This is a genomic window from Pseudomonas sp. AC229 (genome assembly GCF_979254655.1).
The window spans coordinates 1-1,073 of sequence record NZ_CEEDHK010000036.1 but is presented as its reverse complement, the minus strand read 5'-3'; the positions used below and the strand labels follow the sequence as shown (position 1 = coordinate 1,073).

The following is a 1,073-nucleotide window of genomic DNA, read 5'->3' as shown; positions in this document are numbered from 1 at the left end:
AGCCGCTTGTGTCAGCTCAAGCCGGTAGGATTCGAGGTGAGAGCAGTAGGGGGCAGGCTGATCAGCCGCAGTGCCTGAGCACGAGTAGGAGCTAACTACGCCCCCTACATACCTCTGGCGTCCAAGCCCGAACAGTTGATCGAGCAGCCACTCGAACCGCACAAGCGTGGGCCTCGCCAGAGGCGCTCTCACTTCTGATTCTAAGAGGATCTGACGATGAGCGCATGGGTTGGTATCGATGTTTCTAAAAAGACGTTGGCTGTTTTTATTCGGCCGATAGGCACCGCTTTCGAGTGCCCTAATACTGGCGAAGGCTGGACGCTTTTGCTCAACCGACTTCAAGGGCATGACGTCCAGCGTGTCTTGCTTGAGGCCACCGGAGGCTATGAACGAGGTGTTTTGCAGCACCTGTTGGTTGGCGGCTTGAACGTAGTTCGAGTCAATCCGCAACGCGCCAAAGCTTTTGCCAAAGCGATGGGGCGTCTGGCAAAGACGGATCCAATCGATGCTGCCGTTCTCGCTCATCTGGCCGAGGTTATCGAGGCAAAATCGTGTGAGGTCGAACCCCCTGAAGCGCAGACGCTGCGCGAGCTGGTGAGGCGCCGCGAGCAACTCGTCCAGCAGCGCGACGACGAGCGTCGCCGCCTCGCTCAAGCCCTTACCCCATTCGTTTTGGAAAGCATCCGAAACAGTGTGCAAGCGCTCAAAAAGCAAATTGCCGAGTTTGATCTGGCGATCGCTAAAGCTGCCCGCGAGGTGGATGACGAGCGCTGCGACCGCCTTCGCCAAGTGAAAGGCGTGGGAGCGGTAACCGTGGCGAGCCTGCTTACGTACCTGCCAGAGCTAGGGCAGTTGGATCGGCGCCAAATCGCTGCGCTGGTCGGCGTCGCGCCCTATAACGCCGACAGCGGGAGCCAACGAGGGACGCGTCAAATAAGCGGAGGGCGTCCTTTGCTTCGAAGGGTTTTGTACATGACAAGCTGGTCGGTGGTGCGCCACCAGGAGGATTTCAAACAGCGCTACCAAGCGCTGCGCCAGCGTGGAAAGCCAGCCAAGGTAGCCTTGATCGCCTG

The 1,073-nt window shown here is 58.8% G+C and carries 1 protein-coding gene; it reads left to right on the top strand.

The window, feature by feature from the left end:
- Positions 1-216: 216 nt before the first annotated feature.
- The coding region (locus tag AC0IW7_RS24730) for an IS110 family transposase (protein ID WP_471821482.1) at positions 217-1,073 on the top strand (857 nt) is incomplete at its 3' end.